This window comes from Candidatus Thiodiazotropha sp. AKAK2, from assembly GCF_058244685.1.
The window spans coordinates 84,543-103,170 of record NZ_JBSYOP010000021.1; the positions used below are offsets into that span (position 1 = coordinate 84,543).

Sequence of the window (18,628 nt, forward strand, 5' to 3'; positions counted from 1 at the left end):
TTGCCAGCGAATCCGGATCAGATCCACCACCAGGCCTTATAGACAGATGCTAGACCAAGAGCGCATCCAGAAACTCTTCAACGAGAGCATTCAGACCAAGATCGAAGCTCTGCCGCTTTTAACCCAACCGATTGCCGATGCCGCCAGACTGGTATTCGACCGTCTGCTCGAGGGCAACAAGATCCTGAGCTGTGGTAATGGGGGTTCGGCCGGTGATGCGCAACACTTCTCATCGGAGATGCTCAACCGTTACGAGCGTGAGCGACCGGGTCTGCCTGCCATTGCCCTGACAACCGACAGCTCGACTGTGACTTCGATCAGCAACGATTACGATTTTTCGTTGATCTTCTCCCGCCAGATCGAGGCCCTGGGTCAACCCAACGACCTGTTGCTGGCCATCTCCACCAGCGGCAATTCGAGTAATGTGAATCATGCGGTACAATCGGCTCACGAACGGGAGATGGCGGTGGTTGCCCTGACCGGCAAAGATGGCGGGGAGCTGGCGAAACTACTCGCCCCGGGGGATGTCGAAATTCGCGTTCCATCGAGTGTCACCGCACGGATACAGGAGGTGCATCTTTTGATCATTCACTGTTTGTGTGACCTGGTGGACCAACAGCTGCTTGGTGGTTGATGATACCGCTTATCAGTTCTCAATCCGACGTAACGAGCAAATTAAACGGATCCGGGCAACTAGGGCCTGTTAACACCACACTAATACGCCCTGTTGTGCCTTGCTGAACACAAAAACAGTCCCAGCAGGATGTATAGGATTCGTTTTAACAGGCCCAAAGACAGATAACTTTAAGAGGAAGCTCATGCAGATAAAATTCCCAACCACTCTCTACATCCTCCTCGCTGCTCTCACCCTGCAGGGATGTGCCGCAGCAATTGTCGGCGGTGCAGCGGCCACTGCAACCATCATCCATGACAGACGCACCACCGGCGTGATCGTCGAGGACCAGAGCATCGAGCTTAAGGCCTACGATGTCTTGAAGAAAGATCCAAAGATCAAAGAACAGACCAATATTGCTGTCACCAGCTACAACATGGTGGTACTGCTCACCGGACAGGCGACCAATGAAAACCTGCGAAGCAAGGCAGAGCAACTGGTAACCGGTGTGGAACGGGTGCGCCGGGTGGTCAATGAAATCGAGATTGGCAGCAGCTCCTCGATTGGCGAGGATAGCCGTGATGTGGCTCTGACTTCCGAGGTCAAACTAAAACTCACCAGCATCGACATACCCGGTTTCGATCCACTCAGAGTTAAAGTGGTCACCGAACGGGGAACCGTGTTTCTGCTTGGCCTGATCACCAAACAGGAGGGTGATGCGGTAACCGAGGTGGTGCGTCATATCAGTGGTGTACGACGGGTTGTACGGGTCTTCGAGTACATCTGAATTGAGCGAAAAACTCTCAGCGGAGCTGATCAATCAGCTCGCCAGGATCGTCGGCAAGGAGAATCTCTTTACCGATCCGGGCGACTGCCTGCCTTATGGCTATGACAACAGTCGTTTGCAGGCCACGCCTGCAGCCGTGGCATTTGCCCGGGAGCACGATCAGGTTGCCGGTATCGTCAAGCTTTGCCATCAGCATCGCATCCCACTGGTAACCCGGGGCAAAGGTACCGGTACAACCGGTGCCACGGTGCCACAGCAGGGCGGCATCGTCCTCTCACTGGAACGCATGAACCGGATCCTGGAGATTGACCGGGAAAACCGCTTGGCCAGGGTCGAACCCGGGGTGACCAACAAGGAGCTGCAAACCGCACTCCAAGAGCAGGGCTTCTTCTGGCCACCGGATCCGACCAGTGCTGCCGTCTGCACCATTGGTGGCAATCTCGCCTACAACTCAGCCGGCCCCAGGGCCGTGAAATATGGCACGCCCCGGGAGAGCACACTCGGCCTGAAAGGGGTCACCGGCAGCGGTGAAAGCTTCTACACCGGCGTCAATACGACCAAAGGCGTGGTGGGCTACGATCTGACAAGGCTGATTATCGGATCCGAAGGCACCCTGGCGGTCATCACCGAAGCACGCCTCAAACTGACACCCTTGGCACAGACCAAAAGGACCCTGCAGGCGACCTATTGCGATATCCATGCGGCCGCCAAAGCGGTCTCCGCCATCATGGGACAGCCGGTTATCCCCTGCGCCCTTGAGTTCATGGACAAATCTGCGTTGGAGATGGTCAGGGAGTTCTCCGACCTGGCCCTCGATTCATCGGTTGGCGCGCTGCTGATGATCGAAGTGGACGGCGCCGAACACTGTATTGCCGACGAGGTGACTGCGGTCGCCCAGGCCGCCAGCGTTGAGGGTCTGATCGATATCCATACCGCAGAGACCCAGGAGGAAGTGTCCAAACTGTGGAAGACCCGCAAGGCCCTCTCCCCGGCACTACGCAATATTGCACCGAAAAAAATCAACGAGGATGTGGTGGTGCCGGTCTCACGCATCCCCGAGTTGATCGAGACCCTGGAGAACCTCTCCCAGGAGACAGGTATCACCATTGTCAATTTCGGCCATGCCGGCAACGGCAACATCCATGTAAACCTGCTGCTCGATCCGGACGACCCGAAGCAACTCGCCGCCGGTGAGTACTGTCTGAACGCACTGTTCAAACTGGTGCTGGGATTGGGTGGCACACTCTCCGGCGAGCATGGCATCGGCGTCGTCAAACGCCAGTTTGTCGACCAGGAACTCGATCCTGTGGAGCTGAAACTGATGCGCCGCATCAAACAGCAGTTCGATCCTCACCAGATCCTCAATCCGGGCATTCTGTTTCCAGACTGAAACATGGTTGAACAGACAGAGTTGCAGGCAAAAAAAACACTCTCGGCCGAAGACTGAGAGTGCTACCCAAATGAGAGGTCGAGCAGTAGAGAAATCGTTTGGTTCAGCATCCGTTGCGGCGCAGTCTTCCTGACTGCAGGCTAACCATTCAAGAGTTCCTTTTCCCTCCCAGCTCTGACCCGTTAGTCTGTTCAGTCTCCACAAATGAGAGCAGGATCTGCAGTGGAGATTCGTGAGAGATCTGGAACCTGTCCAGGCATAGGGGCGCTGAGAAAAAACTGATCATTAAACCGATGGTGATGATGAGTGTTTTGTGCCACATGCCTTTCTCTCCCCGACTGGTTCAAGCAACTGAAAGTTCATGCTTTAAGGATAGGGAATGGGGATTTTTATGGCTGTGAAATATTCACATCTCAGCTGCGACTTTTTTCCTGAGGGATCAACTGAGAGAAGCGTGCAGGATCAACTCAATCGGATTGGTTCAGCTCTTGCTGCAGATGGGTACGCTCTCGATAGTAGCGGGATAACAGGGCGTACAACAGGGTTGTAAAGAACATCAACAGAGTGAAAAAGAGGTAGTAGTCCACGCCCTGCAGCAGCGAGGTTCCCTCTATGCTGAAGTTGACGATACTGGTGAAGAGATTACCGATCGCAATCGACATCATAAAAAAGGCCATAACAAAGGATTTCATGCGAACCGGCGCCTGAGTATAGGAGAACTCCAGACAGGTGATGGAGACCATCACCTCACCACTGGTCAACACCAGATAGGCAAGCAGTTGCCAGACGATGGATGGAGAATGGCCGGCATCGATCTGATACTGAATCCAGGCGGAGATGGCGAAGGCCAGTGAGGCGAGCAGCATACCGAAACCGATTTTCCGCAACGGGGTCAATCGCCACCTGCGCTGTATTGCCGGATAGATCAGATAGCTGAAAGTGGGCACCAGCAGCATCACCAGCAACGGATTGGCGGCCTGGATCTGGGCCGGCAGAACCTCAAACCCAAACAGCTTCAAATCCATGCTTTTGGCCTGTAGTACCCAGGCGGAACCGGTCTGATCGAACAGCGACCAGAATACAGCGACAAACAGATAGAGCCCGAAAAGCCGTAACAGCACCGACAAGCCTTGGGCGCTGAAGACCTCCCGCACAAAGCCCAGTCCCGCAGGGGGTATATGGACGAATCTGCGGCGGCCGGACCAGAAGATAATGGTCGCGATGACCATCAGAATCCCCGGCACGCCGAACGCCCAATCGGGCCCGGCCTGCGACAGCAACCACGGGGTGGCCAGGGTCGATGCAAAGGCCCCAAAATTGATGGCAAAGTAGAACCAACCGAAACTGCGAGGCAACAAATGGGCATTGCTGCGGCCGAACTGGTCCCCAAGGTGAGCTGAGACACAGGGCTTGATGCCACCGGAACCCAATGCGATCAATCCCAGCCCCAGCAACAATCCCAGACGGGTGTGATCGAGCGCCAGGGCAAAGTGACCCAGACAGTAGACCAGGGAGAGCAGAATGATGGTGCGATACTTACCCAGCAGACTATCGGAGATCAATGCACCAAACAGAGGCGTAAGATAGACCGCCGATACAAACAGATGAAACCAGCCCTTAGCCTCCTCCTCGTTCATCGGATTGGCGGCGCCGCTGCTGTCGAGCAGGTACTGGGTCATGAACACCACCAGTACTGCCCGCATGCCATAGAAACTGAAGCGCTCAGCAGCTTCGTTACCGATGATGTATGGGATACCCGGTGGCAGGTCTTTACTGGCCAGGGGAGCACGCAGGTAGTCAGTCACAGTGAAAGGGGTCTCCGATTACTGTCCGCCCGGCGTAAACCGGACACAAGGCCGCCTGTGGATCAGTAACGGGCCGGCAACTGCTTGTTGATCACATACTGATTGGTGTTGGAGGTGATATAGCCCCCTTTGACAAGATCCTTGAAGATTCGACAGACCATTTCACGGGATGCGCCGATGCGGTTGGCCAACTCCTGCTGGGTGACATGCCCCTCGATGACCAACTGCCCATCCTTCTCTTCAGCCAGACTCAACAGTGTTTTACTCAGTCTCCCATAGACATCTGACAGAGCAAGACTCTTGACCTCGTCAGTAAGCGTTCTGACCCGATGAACCATATCTTTCAACAGATGGATAGAGATGTTCGGATTGGTCTGTAACACCTGATGGAAGGCCTGCTTGGACATGATTGCCACGGTGGTCTTGACGGTGGTCATAATCGAGGCTGATCTTTTGTAGTCATCGATCAGTGAAAGCTCCCCGAAATATTCACCCTCCTCCTGGTAGTTGATGATGGCCTCTTTGCCATTTTCATCATTCAGGTAGACCTTCACTTTGCCACTCAAGATAACATACATGGAGTCGCTGTTATCACCTTCCGAGAGGATGATGGTGTTTCGTGGATAGCTCCTTCTGACCATACGCTGTTCGATCAGTGCAAGATCGCTTGGGTCCATACCGGCAAAAATGGAGACGTTTTCTATCATGGCTTTATTATATTGTCTGTGGGTAAAAGTTATCTGCAGGGGCCACTCTCCGTATCAACCCTAGCCTCTTGCCATACTGTCTGGAATGACGCAGTGCTCTCCCTTCACGCTCCCATGTTGTACACTGTAAATCAATCACCCTGAATACACATAAGCAGGTTTGTACCAGGTCAGGGCCTGTAAACACGCATCCTAATGGATAGCCCTGGTAAAACTTTAACAGAAAAAAGTGACTTCTACAGTGGCAAGATCAACTGTATTGGATTGTGGTGATCCAAATCTCACTCTAAATCTGCCGACCAGACGATACACCCTCAGGGATTCAGCGCTGTTTTTCAGCCTCGCAGCAGGCCGTTTGCGGGTAAGACAAACTCACTGGTCAACAGTCAAAAACCAACAAGGTCGTTGTGGAAAAACATCAGCTTAGATCGGCACTGCTACTGGGTATCTCGATTGGTATTCTGGGTGCACTTATCAGCCTTCTACCGGTGGGTAGCGCGTGGGAGGAAGATATGGGCCTAGGTCTGTTGTTCAAGCTACGTGGCCAAAGAGCAGCACCTGAATCAATTGAGATCGTCTCGATCAATGGTGAAACCGCGGCTCAACTCGGATTGAGTGAAGAGATCCCGGAGTGGCCGCGCAGTCTGCATGCAGACCTGATTGAACAGCTGAATCGAGCCGGTGTCAGGCTGATTGTTTTTGATATCTTCTTCAAAAAAGCCAGAGCTGTTGAATCAGATCGCCAACTGGCAGAGACCATACGACAAAGCGGCAATGTATTGCTGGTCTCCTACCAGCAACAGCAGCAGGTCAAAAACAGCGACGGTAAACATACCGTAGAACAACTGATCCCTCCCACCGCCATCCTGGCCGATGCGGCACTCGAACTCGCACCGTTCGTGCTGCCGAAGGTTCCGGTCAAAGTCAGTCGGTTCTGGACTTTCAGCGGTAATCAACAACGACTTTCACTGCCAGCGGCTGCACTGCTGCATGCCGCCGATCCAGGCGGTGACAGGTTGAAACAACTTTTGCTTGGCTCCCTTGAGCCATATAAACGATCACTGCAAGCGCCGAATCTTGACGATCTGCATGAGATCGCTCTCTTCCTGCGCAATAACCCAGCTTTGATTGAGCCTATGCGAATCCAGCTGGAAGAGCAGCACAAGCTGAGGATGTCGAATCTCCGCTATCAGCAGATGCAATCCGTGATAAATCTGTTTGAGGCCCCGACCTACCCCCATCTCAACTTCTACGGGCCGCCAGGCAGCATCAAAACCCATTCCTTTCAGGAAATCCTCGCCTCACCGGCTGACTCACTAAAACATCTGCGAGACAAAACCCTGTTCATCGGCTATGCCGGAGCCTATCAACCGAAACAGAAAGACGGATTCTATACCGTCTTTTCCCAATCCAGCGGCCTCGATATCAGTGGCGTTGAAATTGCAGCCACGGCCTATGCCAACCTGCTCTACCAGGAGGTCCTGCATCGCCCTCATTCAGGCTGGATCGCACTGTTGATGATCACCTTTGGCGTGGGGATCAGTTTGCTGTTTCGATTCAACCCAGGACTGATCGGAGTGATTGTCGGTATGGTGGTTGGCGGGAGTTACTTCGGCTCGACCTATCTGCTGTTCAACCACTTCAATCTCTGGCTGCCCTGGTTTATTCCACTGGTCATACAACTGCCGGCGGCCCTGATCGTCAGTCTGATCTGGCACTATCAACAGATGCGCACCAGCCGCGAGCATCTGCGACGTCTGTTTGGTTACTATCTGCCGGGCGATGTGATTGAAAAACTGGCTCGGGACAACAAGCAGCCGGCCGGACTGATCGAGTCTGCCTACGGGGTATGTCTCGCCTCCGATGCACAGAACTACACGGCGATGGCGGAAAAGATGGAGCCGAAAGTGCTGCAGGAGTACCTGAACCGCTATTTCAAAATCCTCTTCACACCGGTACGGGCAAACAAAGGCATCGTTTCGGATGTGGTCGGCGACGCGATGCTCGCCATCTGGCCGGCGACCGAAATCAACCACAACATGGAGCAGATGGCCTGTGAAGCGGCACTGGCGATAGGAACGGCGATCCAAAACTCCGATCTCGCACCCAAACTTTTCACCCGCATCGGACTCCATGCGGGCGAACTGGTGATGAGCCATGTGGGCGCCATCGACCATTTCGAATACCGCGCGGTGGGAGACATGCTTAACACCACTTCCCGCATCGAGAATCTCAACAAGTTGTTGGGCACGCGGATTCTCGCCTCGGAGGACTTCGTCAAACACCTGAAGGGCATTCAGATCCGGGAGCTGGGTCTATTCTCCGTCTCGGGCAAGGAGAAGCCGATTAAGATCTTTGAGGTTGCCGCCAAATCAGACTCTGTCGACGCCAGTATGCTCTGCCTTCATCAGGCTTTTGCGGAAGCGCTGCTATTATGGCAAATGGGCGAGCGTCCAGCGGCCAACAGGAAATTTCAATTGATCGCAGAGGATTTCCCCTCGGATGGCCCGACGAACTACTACATCAATCAGTTCGCTGACCGTAGAAGCACACAAAAGCGCAAATACTAAACATTCCCACTGACCAGGCCATATTGTTAATTAACACCAACATCTGAATTAAGGAAATATATGGTGATAATTACGATTTTATGAATAAAAACGCCTAAACAGCAGACGAGCTGGCTTGAGAACATCAATGGTAAGGCCCATTTTATCAGTCGCATCAGCCACCCCGCCCAGGCCAATTATCCCCCACATCAACGCCTCGATCGAAGGGACGGAATTCACCCTGGAGGTCAACGACAGCGCCACCCTGATCAGGGTAGCAGAAGGCAAGGTCAGGGGCCAACTTCTTGTTGATAAAGTAGCAACATCACAGAGTAAGTGCGCACCAAGGTAGTACGAACAGTCATCAATATGCAATGAGCTGCCCAACATCATCACAGCCTTACAGAAAAGGTTTCGGTCTTGAGCCACCCGTTGATAATCAGCTGCAAATTCGCCAGTGCGACTGTCGAAGATACGGATTCAGAAATAATATTCGGCTTGGTAAACTATCCCGACAACAAAAACCGTATAAAGCATTGGGATAATTACACTTTTTTGCTGGATTATTGGGTATGATCCTGTTTGGAGAGAGGGGGTTATAAGGAGGTACGAACAATCTACATTAAAAATACGGGCCAATAGTCTTAGCCCATACGAAATAAATTCGCATATTGTTTAATTTTGGTTACTATATAACTCAAGCTTGAGAAATTTTTTTGCTCAAAAACTGGCTATGCTTGAGATGTTTTTGGATCTAAAAATCGCTATTCAGGGGATCACTATGCAGCATTGCCGAAACTTCACAATGCTCGCTCACTACTTGTTTCTTGTTTTCATCCTGTTCTTACCACAGCATGCCGTCTCTGCTGATTGTGTGCATGTGGCGCAATTGGTCTCCCTAGAGGGAAAGGTGGAAAAGCGGATTGCTGATCAAAGGGGCTGGCACCCTTCAGCACTCGAAGATCATTTCTGTGCTGGCGATGCCCTCAGAACATCAGACAACAGCAGGGCGGCCATCCGCCTGACAAATGATACCTTGCTGCGTCTGGATGAGAATTCCTCACTGATATTTAGTCAGGTCGCTAAGTCGACCCCCTCCTTCCTGGACCTCCTGCGAGGGGCCATTCATTTCATCAGCCGCACACCAAAGAGTCTTGAGGTCAAGACGCCCTATGTGAACGCCTCCATAGAGGGTACTGAATTTGTGGTTCGAATAGATGATACCGGCACTGAGGTGATCGTGTTAGAGGGGGTGGTAATTGCCAGCAATAATGTGGGCTCGGTAGAGCTGGGTGCCAATCAGGCAGCCCGCGCCGACCAGGATCAACCGCCTGTCGTTACGGCGATCGCCAGACCCTTCAATGCCGTTGCCTGGGCGCTTTACTATCCGCCACTGCCAGCTCTTCCCAGCGAAGCGGATACATTGGCTCAAGCCGCCATCAAGGCCATAGTTGAGAATCGACTTGAAGAAGCGACAGAGTCAGCGAAACAAGCACTGGAAAAGGATAGCCAGTCAGCCACTGCCTATATGGCGCAATCCTATGTTGATCAGGCTATGTTCGACATACCCGCGGCCTTGGCCAACAGCCAAAAAGCCGCACAACTTGCACCACAAAACGCCCTGACTCAGGCGCGACTTGCGGAAGTCTGGTTAATGACAGGCAATACCCGCGCCGCTCGTGAATCCGCCAATCAGGCAGTCAGCATCGATTCCAAGCTCTCACTGGCGCATACCGTTCTTGGGTTCGCATCGTTGCGCGAGATCAACCTGGTTTCAGCAAAAACGGCATTTCAGAAGGCTATTGAACTCGATTCCGCGGCTCCCCTGCCCCACCTTGGCTTGGGTCTGCTAGGAATTCGCCAAGGTGATTTGGAGGAAGGCCGCAAAGAGATTGAAACGGCAGCACTGCTCGATCCAAACAACGCCTTGCTTCGCAGTTACATGGGCAAGGCCTATTACGAGGAGAGGCGCAACGACTTGGCATCCCAACAATTTGCCATGGCGAAAGAACTCGATCCCAACGATCCCACGGCCTGGTTTTATGATTCAATATTGTTGCAATCAGCCAATAGACCGGTAGAGGCGTTACATGCGCAGCAGCGTGCGATTGAGTTAAATGATAACCGGGGTGTATATCGTTCAAGGCAGCTTCTTGATAATGACGAGGCATCACGAAACGTAGCGCTTGGTAGAATCTACAACGATTTGAGTTTTGAACAGCAGGCAGCCTATCAGGCGACCGACGCCTTAATACAGGCTCCCATCAATCACTCAGCTCATCGGTTGTTGGCTGACAGCTACGTGGGTATTAGCAACCGGGATGCCGCAAGACAAAGCGAGTTGCTACAATCAAAATTGACTCAACCCCTGAACCTGGATCCTCTGCAACCTCAATTGAGTAACTCAAACCTTGGTCTATTGGATGGAAATGGGCCAGCCGACCTATCCTACTATGAATATAATCCGCTGTTTACTAAGAGTGGTTTGGCGTTTCAATTAGATGCCTCATATGGTGAAGAGAGCACCTGGGCTGAGGATGCAATTTTAGCCGGATTAACTGATCGATTTGCGTTCAGTCTTGGACAGTACCATGCCGAAACAGATGGATTTCGTAACGAAAGTGCTGTTTATGAGCAGGACATCTATAACGGATTTGCCCAATTTGCTCTTTCAGATAGCACATCGTTCCAAATTGAGATTAGCGAATCCGAAGAAGAAAAAGGGGATGTGACTCAACGACTGCTCCCAGAGTTTCTCAATGTTGATGACTTCCAGGTCAATAGTGACATATCCACGATTCGATTAGGTGTTAGGCATGCATTGGCGGCCAACACCAACTTGCTGATTTCCGGCATTAGGCGCGATTATGAATTTGTCCGCTCTCAGGACCTTGATCCCTTTACAACATTCAGTACAGAAAGCGACCGTACGATTGATCTCTATGAAGTGCAATTATCCGGAAAACTGGAGCAAACGGCTTGGTTGGCGGGCGTAAGCCGTCAAAATGAAGATGAAGATGCCGTGTCCGTGTTTGAGTTCGCAATGGGCTGTCCGTTACCAAGTTGTATATCCTCATCTGAACATGAGGCATGGCAAACAAGACTATATGGTTATCTGCATTACGACATCAACGATAAATCCACTTTGATGGGTGGGTTAAGCTATATAAAGGAAGAAGTAGACAATGACGAATTTAACAAGGCCTATCCAAAATTAGGATTTCAGTTCATCCCAACGACCAGCAGCGATCTTCGATTGGCTGTTTTTCGAAACCGGATGAGTGTTGTTTTACCATCACTCTATGAGACACTGGAGCCTTCACAAATTATCGGTTTCAATCAATTGTACGATGATTTCGATAAAACTGATTACTGGGCCTATGCAGCGGAATATAACCATCAATTTACACATAATTTACATGCTGGTCTCTCTTCGGTTTATCGTGAATTAGAGACAGAGATCGGGCTTGTTGACTTTTCAACCATACCTCCAGGTAGCACTTCTCAAACAATAGAACACGATGACATGAACACCGTGTTTTGGCTTAATTGGACCTCTTCACCTTTCTGGTCCTTTGGAGTCGAGTACTCATATAACAAGAGCGATCTCGCTAAAAACATTCAATCAAATTCCGTTGTATTGGCACCAGACGGCGTTCTTGAATTGAAGACTCACCAACTACCCGTCTCCATCAGTTATTATCATCCGCTCGGTTTCTCTACCAAGCTTACTGCTACCTACTATGACCAAGAAGGCGAGTTCCTCAACAAAACCGGGACAGAAACCCAGCAAGGTGAAGACAGTGGCGTGTCAACTGACCTTGCTTTTAACTACCGATTTCCAAACCGTCGCGGATCTGTATCTCTTGGCATAAATAACATCTTCGATAAACAAATGAATTTTGAAGATCGAGATAGTTATGACATTAACGACCCGGAACTTACCGCGTCACCTTCATCCTTTGCTGGCGAAAGATTTGTGTTTGGAAAAATCTCAGTAAACGTCCGCTAGCTTAGTACAACCACAGTAGAGAGGAGCAAGATATGGCAAATAGCGATAGAGAAAAAAAGACAAAATCCAAGAAAAAAGATAACGAATCTATTTTTGATTATACTCTGGTATTGAAACCTGACGGGACTGTCAAAGTATATGATGACAGTGACGGCAAGATGAAACTTATAAAGCCCTCAAAACGAAAATGCCCGCCAATCAAGAAAGTACTCAACGTGCGGAAATTGACAATAGTCGAAGCAAAGGGCTCTCGCTGGGCATATATCGATCCACCAGGTTATTGGTGGCCAGTCTAAAACCAGCTACTGCAATATATTAAATTGCTTAGTGAAATATAAGGCCTTTTTCGCATGTGATTTATGCGCTTTTGACAACCGCTTACCGAGACTCTGTTGTATATAATGACAGAAGCCCGATAATAACGGCCTAAGCGCCATTTCACTGCATTATTTAATACATTACAGGAAATTTTTCTTGATGATGTATTTTTTCAACTAACTTTATCCGCATGCTTTCCGCAGAATCGTAGTTACAGGACGTCTCGTATTGAGTTTCTCTTCACCCAAAATGGATGCAAGGTGAAGAGAAAGTAGTTCAGGAAGCAAATGGAGACGTAGTGATTTGGCTTGATCGGATCGGATGCAGATTTGAATGGCCTCTTTTCTGGCTCACGTCAGCTTTCCACAAATAATTATTTTTTTAGTAGGTGAATTATGGCCAAGTTTTGCAAAATCAAATCCAAAAAGTCGGCATTTGAGTATACATTGGCGATAAGGCCAGATGGCAGTTTTCAGATATCAGATAAAAAAAATAAAACGCTAAAAACCAAAGGAAGAAAAACAACGCCTGCAATCAAGGAGGTTCTCAACACACGTATAATAACCATCATGGAAGCAAAGGATGATTCTAATTTGATATACGTGGAACCTCCCGGCAAATGGTATCAACTTTCATAAACTGATGACAGGTAACCCAGAATAGCGGAAGATTGGCGAAGAAAATCAACAGACCGCCGGGTTACCGATCTAAGCTGTGTGATTCACATAGATCGTTTCAATCTGACCAGTTCAAAATCCAACTTAATGTGGGCTTGGAGATGCCACAGCGTCTGCAAATACTGACACCAATATCACGAACCGATTCTCGTAGAAATAATATTTATTGCAGAGTCGCAGAAGGATAAGGTGAATAAGACCCCTCCTCCATAACCCCTTCTTCATCACAAGTATATGCCTGCTTTTTACGAGCAACTTCCACCAAGCTATCTGAGTTACCCACTCTTTGAACAACGCGTATATTCTTATACCCAGCAACTTGAAGCAGACTTGCCGCCCTTACCCCTTTACGGTTCGACTTGGTTAGCAACACAATCGAGCAATCCCGATAGAGTCCATATTCTCTTATCAGATCAAACACACCATTGACAAAGCTGGTATTACCATGGGTGATAAAGCTTTGCTGAAATACATTCCACTCATCAATCGGACCACCATAGTAAGGAATGTGGGCATCCGCACTTTCGGCCACACCATACAACATAACCTCTGCACTGCTGCGAATATCGATTGCCAGGGCTTGATCAGTTGGAAGAAACATTTTGCAAACTCCTCTGGAGTACGATTGTTATCAACAACTGCGAACCGGATTTTTCTTTACATCCTTCCCTGGTTCATGGAGTCGGTATTGACCGGGTTAACAGAAACTCAAACTATTTTTTTGTATCAATAAAAACCGGTTCTGTTTCTTTTAATTCTTGTAGAAACAATAAAAATCTGTTGTGGATTTGTGCCGACCTGAAAGTGACAAAGTAACACCCTGAAAAAGGCAAAACCCAACCCCGGATTATATTTGAGTCAGAAGCAAGACAGGGTGCGGAAACCCTACACCCTGCCTTGAATCTCGATGAATATCCTATTCACGAATACTATTTGCGTTCATCTGCGGATTAAATCAGATACAAACTATCGTGCACCATGCCCGGTCAGGATCACCGGTATGGTCCGCAGCAGCACCATCAGGTCGAACAGCACACTGTTCTTACGCACATAGGTCAGGTCGTAGTAGAGTTTGTGAGCGGCATCTTCCACCGTCTCTCCATAGGGATACTTAACCTGCGCCCAACCGGTGATTCCCGGCTTTACCTGATGCCTTAGCGCATATCCACGAATCTTGCGCTGGAAGCTGGAGACGAATTCCGGCCGCTCGGGACGGGGACCGACCAAACTCATGTCGCCGACAAATACATTCCACAGCTGTGGCAATTCATCGATTCGTGTCTTTCTGATGAAACGACCGATACGAGTTACACGGTTATCGTTTTTCGCAGCCATCTGTGCACCATTGCGTTCTGCATCGGTACGCATACTGCGGAATTTCCAGACATAAAACTCACGACCTTTCAGTCCAACCCTGAGCTGACGGTAAAACACCGGATCTCGGCCCATGGAGCTCAACCAGATCAGTGAGGCAGTAAGCAACATCACCGGGCTTGCCAGCAGCAGGATCAGTGTACCCAATACAAGATCGAATTGTCGTTTACCGAGACTTTCACCACCCGCCGTTTTTGTCAGTGCGAGCTGACTGAACAGGTATTTGCCTGTCATCGATCCTGATGTGTTGATAGCACCCAGTGAGTCTGTGGTATCAATTTGATTGAATCCGTAACCCGGTCCATCTTGACTTACGAACATGTCGCGATCAGTCTGAACATTCATCTTCCTCTCCCCGTCTGTTTTGTAGGTTTGGGCTTCCTTACCCAACTCAGCCGATTCACTTGGCTGTACCAGACTTTTTATCCATTGAAACGATTCATTCTCTGCTTCTGCGGCGCCGCTTCCGCCTGGTATGACTTTATGATTTCAAATCCCAGGCCTGGGAAGTTATCGAATGGAACACTCAGAATGTGTGACATATTCACTTGTCACTAAGGATTGATCTGCTACTGCCGATAGAGTGGCGGGGGAATCTGTTAGTGCTGCTTATTATCAGGGTGAGCTGACAAAGCAGTACCCACTAAGGTACAGCCGGGGCTGGCTAGCTCACGCTCATCACACAGGGTGGTCGCCCTTCCCCCTGTTGACTACCGCGGATCGGCATCTTGAAATGGAACAGCAGCTCTTTCTCTGATTCGACCTGAATCTGGGAATCGATTCGATTACCGAAAACAGGTACGAACTCCGGATCCAACTCTGGCACCTGATTCCACGAAAGCACGGCCCGGACGACCGGCCGATAGCCTTGCATCAACGACTCCCAATAACGATCAGCATTGAAACCGAGTGACACCAGATGACACACCGGAAACTGATCCTCGGACTCATCCGGCGTAGCATCACAGACCTTGAAATGGCTCAACCCCAATGCCTGAAAACCGGATTGATCTCCCCAGTCGATAAAAAATCTTACGTACTGCACCGACCCATGGCGTCGCAGAATGCCACTGTAGCCATCAGGCTGGCGTCGGCTGACGATGGCGATGAGCTTTCCTGCTTTCGGGTAGATTGCCGCGCACAAAACTTCTTCCCAGTGAGTGACCTCTGAATAGCGGCGCACACAGCGTAAAATATCCTCCGGTGGCACTTTTCCGGAAAACATGTTTGCCAACAGAACGCTTCGGGCAAGGATCAGTTCGTCTGCTCCCGCCTCCCCCTTCTCTGGAATGGTTATATTATTTTTCATTAGCTTGTCCTAAAGCCTTGGATGCGAGCCTGCCCAGATAGCATGCAGCACGAAAGCCATTCCCAGCCAGGCAAAGGCGCATCCGCCCGATGTGACATATTCACTTGACTATGCACTGAAGATTCGTTGGGCCATGGTGGCTCAACACCCTTCTCCCAGCCGATTGCGGGTCTTTTGCCACGAATAAACGGAATACAGAACCGCAGAAGATCGCAAGTCATTGCGTATAAACAGAGTTTCATGAGTAGCCGCTGAACCGGGTCACTGGCGAGGCACAATGATTCCGAGTCGTCAGCGCAACCCCGAAAATGTCATGGCTAAGCGCCCAATCAAGCAGACAACAGAGACATAACAATATTGGGAAATCTGCATGAAATTTGCAGTAAATATGCGGACATTTGCGGCTAAATACACCATATCGTGTTAAATTCCGAATACCCTACCCAGGGCATAACCGAGGCTTCGGAAGCAATGCGGATATTGCATCGCAGCATGATATTTTTATCCGCCGGATAGCCGAATGACTTGGTGAAAAAGGTTAAACCGAAGGGTGGTTCTGTGCCGCCAAATCTCTGGTATTGGGGAAATGCCGTGTTATAGTTGGCAACCATTTTTTCAACAATATGCGGTCCGGACAGAGAAAAATCACCCCCAAGAGGGGACACCGGACATAACCATTACAATGATCAGATTAGGGAGAAGCACATGTCAAAGAAGCATCCAGTGGTGGCCGTAACCGGCTCATCAGGCGCTGGCACCACAACTGTTAAACGTGCATTCGAGCACATCTTCTATCGTGACGGCATCAAACCCGCCGTCGTAGAAGGCGACAGCTTTCACCGCTATACCCGTGTGGAAATGCGTGAGAAAATGGCAAATGGTCTCAGCCATTTTGGCCCAGAAGCCAACCATTTTGATAAGATCGCAGAGCTCTTCAAGACCTACGGTGCAACCGGCAGCGGCAACAAACGCTACTACCTCCATAGCCCGGAAGAAGCCGCTGAACACAATGCCCGACTCGGCTGTGATCAGAAACCTGGTGAGTTCACTCCCTGGGAGGAGATTAATCAGGGTACCGATCTGCTGTTCTATGAAGGCCTGCACGGAATGGTTGTGGATGGTGAAACGGATGTTGCCAAACATGTCGATCTGGGTGTTGGCGTGGTACCGATCGTCAACCTGGAGTGGATCCAGAAGATTTTCCGGGACAACGCAGAGCGGGGCTACAGCGAAGAGGCGATCGTCGATACCATCATGCGACGCATGCCGGACTACATCAACCACATTACGCCCCAGTTCTCCCGCACAGACATCAACTTCCAGCGGGTACCGACGGTGGATACCTCGAACCCCTTTATCGCCCGCGATATTCCGACACCGGACGAGAGCTTTGTTGTAATTCGTTTCAGTGATCCGAAGAAGTTCGATATCAACTTTCCTTATCTGCTGTCGATGATTGAAGGCTCCTTCATGTCTCGGCGCAACTCCATTGTTGTGCCTGGCGGCAAGATGGGATTCTCAATGGAGATCGTCCTGCAGCCGATCATTGAGCGCATGATGGACGCCCGTAACGTCTGATTTCACACCGCTCAAACCAGACAGCCGCCCTGCCTCCCGGTTTGGCGGCTTTTTTTATCCCGCCAACCTCTCCATACCCAGATGGATCCCAGGGGTTTTGAGAATTTTCAATGTCCCGACCATCCTCTTAACTTATCATTTCAGTCAACAATTAACGCTGGCCCATCCCGGAATCAAACCCATGAAAGAAACACCACGTCTTGCACACTTTCCGATCTCATTCTTTGCGATGGTCATGGGTTTGGCCGGTCTCTGTATCGCCTGGGAGAAAGCCCAAAGCGGATTCGAATTACCGATCCGTATCGATATGGCCCTGATCCCCTTCACGGCCCTAATCTTTATCTTGTTGGTCGGGCTCTACAGCATAAAACTGTTCCGATATCCGCAACAGGTGGTAAAGGAACTCAATCACCCGGTCAAACTCAACTTCTTTCCAGCGGTATCCATCAGCCTGATTCTGTTGTCGATCACCCTGTTACAGACGCTACCATCGATCTCCTATCTACTCTGGTCAATCGGCAGCGCACTGCATCTCGCTTTCACACTCTACGTCATGAATATCTGGATTCATCACGACAAGTTTGAGATCAACCATATCAACCCGGCCTGGTTTATTCCTGTGGTTGGTAATGTGCTGGTACCGGTGGCCGGTACCACCCATGGACACAATGAAATCTCCTGGTTCTTTTTCAGTATCGGCATTGTCTTCTGGATGGTGCTGTTGACCATCATCATCTATCGGGTTCTGTTTCATAATCCGCTGCCGGATAAATTGATGCCAACCTTCTTCATTCTTATTGCACCACCCGCGGTCGGTTTCATCTCCTACGTGAAATTGAATGGTGAATTGGACAACTTTGCCCATGTGCTCTACTACAGTGGCCTGTTCCTCACCCTGCTGCTGGCCAGTATGGCACCTCGCTTTACAAGACTTCAGTTCTTTCTCTCCTGGTGGGCCTACTCCTTTCCACTGGCTGCGATCACCATTGCCACCCTGCTGATGTATGAATTAACCGGTCTGTCTGGATTTGCTGTTATTGGTTGGCTACTGCTCTCTGTGCTGACTCTGGTTGTTACTTTTCTGTTTTACCGGACACTGAAAGCGGTTGGCGAGAATAAGATCTGCGTGCCGGAGGATTAGTCTCAAAACATCGATTGTGTTGAGCAGAAGAAAGGACGGTCAGTCGGTCGGAATATAGTGTAGAGGGGAGTTCCAGGTGTGAGGCAGCTGGATCCCGACCTTCGGCCACTGCTGTCCGGAAAAAATCAGTGCGTCTGTGCAGATTCGATGATCATGGCGATGCTTCACCCTATTACTAACCTTATCATCAGTATTAAAACTGATGGTGGCTCAGTAAGCGCCATGGGCTTCAATGTATTTAATCAAAACGTATTTGGTGGGGCATGGCCCCACCCTACCATTGATTTCAGAGCGTAGGGTGGGGCCATGCCCCACCAAACAGGGTAAGAGTAAGCACCATTCAGGTCTGTTTAATATTGCCTTGTGCA

13 protein-coding genes are annotated in these 18,628 nt (G+C 50.2%); 8 read left to right on the forward strand and 5 right to left on the reverse strand.

From position 1 onward, the window contains the following. Positions 1–46: 46 nt before the first annotated feature. The 3 genes from AC4IE8_RS08160 to AC4IE8_RS08170 all read left to right on the forward strand — a co-directional run bounded on the left by AC4IE8_RS08160 (position 47) and on the right by AC4IE8_RS08170 (position 2,790). Positions 47–634, forward strand: coding sequence for a phosphoheptose isomerase (locus tag AC4IE8_RS08160; RefSeq protein WP_068988174.1), 588 nt, complete (start codon positions 47–49; stop codon positions 632–634). Between the two features lie 184 nt (positions 635–818). Next, positions 819–1,400 (forward strand): BON domain-containing protein, encoded by a 582-nt coding sequence (locus tag AC4IE8_RS08165; protein ID WP_068988173.1) that lies wholly within the window; start codon positions 819–821, stop codon positions 1,398–1,400. 1 nt (position 1,401) lies between these two features. After that, the gene (locus AC4IE8_RS08170; RefSeq protein ID WP_068988172.1) at positions 1,402–2,790 is read left to right on the forward strand and encodes an FAD-binding oxidoreductase; all 1,389 of its coding nucleotides are present in this window, start codon (positions 1,402–1,404) and stop codon (positions 2,788–2,790) included. A 467-nt stretch (positions 2,791–3,257) separates the two neighbouring features. Here AC4IE8_RS08170 and AC4IE8_RS08175 read toward each other — a convergent pair whose 3' ends face one another. Beyond that, positions 3,258–4,595, reverse strand: coding sequence for a POT family MFS transporter (locus AC4IE8_RS08175; RefSeq protein WP_068988171.1), 1,338 nt, complete (start codon positions 4,593–4,595; stop codon positions 3,258–3,260). Between the two features lie 62 nt (positions 4,596–4,657). Further along, positions 4,658–5,302, reverse strand: coding sequence for a Crp/Fnr family transcriptional regulator (locus AC4IE8_RS08180; protein WP_068988170.1), 645 nt, complete (start codon positions 5,300–5,302; stop codon positions 4,658–4,660). A 407-nt stretch (positions 5,303–5,709) separates the two neighbouring features. On the opposite strand from AC4IE8_RS08180, the gene AC4IE8_RS08185 reads away from it, so the two are divergent. From AC4IE8_RS08185 to AC4IE8_RS08195, 3 genes are all read left to right on the forward strand, one after another. Continuing rightward, positions 5,710–7,872, forward strand: coding sequence for a CHASE2 domain-containing protein (locus AC4IE8_RS08185; protein WP_490790775.1), 2,163 nt, complete (start codon positions 5,710–5,712; stop codon positions 7,870–7,872). A gap of 721 nt (positions 7,873–8,593) precedes the next feature. Beyond that, the gene (locus tag AC4IE8_RS08190; protein WP_490790776.1) at positions 8,594–11,863 is read left to right on the forward strand and encodes a FecR domain-containing protein; all 3,270 of its coding nucleotides are present in this window, start codon (positions 8,594–8,596) and stop codon (positions 11,861–11,863) included. 32 nt (positions 11,864–11,895) lie between these two features. Further along, positions 11,896–12,159: a hypothetical protein gene (locus AC4IE8_RS08195; RefSeq protein ID WP_490790777.1), complete on the forward strand. Its 264-nt coding sequence runs from the start codon at positions 11,896–11,898 to the stop codon at positions 12,157–12,159. An 862-nt stretch (positions 12,160–13,021) separates the two neighbouring features. Here the strand turns inward: AC4IE8_RS08195 and AC4IE8_RS08200 are convergent. From AC4IE8_RS08200 to AC4IE8_RS08210, 3 genes are all read right to left on the reverse strand, one after another. Beyond that, positions 13,022–13,459, reverse strand: coding sequence for a rhodanese-like domain-containing protein (locus tag AC4IE8_RS08200; protein WP_490790778.1), 438 nt, complete (start codon positions 13,457–13,459; stop codon positions 13,022–13,024). Positions 13,460–13,824: 365 nt separating this feature from the next. After that, on the reverse strand, positions 13,825–14,577 hold the full coding sequence (locus tag AC4IE8_RS08205) for an exopolysaccharide biosynthesis polyprenyl glycosylphosphotransferase (RefSeq protein WP_068988164.1): 753 nt from the start codon (positions 14,575–14,577) through the stop codon (positions 13,825–13,827). A gap of 319 nt (positions 14,578–14,896) precedes the next feature. Next, complete coding sequence (locus AC4IE8_RS08210) at positions 14,897–15,541, reverse strand: hypothetical protein (protein ID WP_068988163.1); 645 nt, start codon at positions 15,539–15,541, stop codon at positions 14,897–14,899. 705 nt (positions 15,542–16,246) lie between these two features. On the opposite strand from AC4IE8_RS08210, the gene AC4IE8_RS08215 reads away from it, so the two are divergent. Then, the gene (locus AC4IE8_RS08215; RefSeq protein ID WP_068988162.1) at positions 16,247–17,119 is read left to right on the forward strand and encodes a phosphoribulokinase; all 873 of its coding nucleotides are present in this window, start codon (positions 16,247–16,249) and stop codon (positions 17,117–17,119) included. A gap of 181 nt (positions 17,120–17,300) precedes the next feature. Further along, the gene (locus AC4IE8_RS08220; RefSeq protein WP_490790779.1) at positions 17,301–18,260 is read left to right on the forward strand and encodes an SLAC1 anion channel family protein; all 960 of its coding nucleotides are present in this window, start codon (positions 17,301–17,303) and stop codon (positions 18,258–18,260) included. Positions 18,261–18,628: the final 368 nt, after the last annotated feature.